The organism is Marinobacter lipolyticus (genome assembly GCF_018424605.1).
Taxonomy (GTDB): Bacteria; Pseudomonadota; Gammaproteobacteria; order Pseudomonadales; family Oleiphilaceae; genus Marinobacter; species Marinobacter lipolyticus_B.
The window spans coordinates 1-249 of record NZ_QTKT01000045.1 but is presented as its reverse complement, the minus strand read 5'-3'; the positions used below and the strand labels follow the sequence as shown (position 1 = coordinate 249).

General features: G+C 52.6%; 1 pseudogene. It reads right to left on the bottom strand.

Features of this window, described 5'->3' with window-relative positions:
- Positions 1 to 130 precede the first annotated feature (130 nt).
- Positions 131 to 249, bottom strand: a pseudogene (locus DYI22_RS17385) (IS3 family transposase); the annotation flags it as partial.

The following is a 249-nucleotide window of genomic DNA, read 5'->3' as shown; positions in this document are numbered from 1 at the left end:
CTATTCCCAGAAGCAGTTAAATGAATTTGCACGGAAGCTGAATGAACGACCGAGGAAAACACTCGACTACCTGACACCTGTGGAGAAGCTACAAAGTATATTTGCGTTGACCGGTTGAACTCACCGCGGCCTTTTTTAGTATGTCGCGTTCCTCCGTCACCCGGCGCAGTTCGGCCCGCAGCTGACGAAGCTCATCCTGCTGCTCCGTAATGTGCTGGTGCTGGCTTCCAGGATCGCCATACAGCTTGA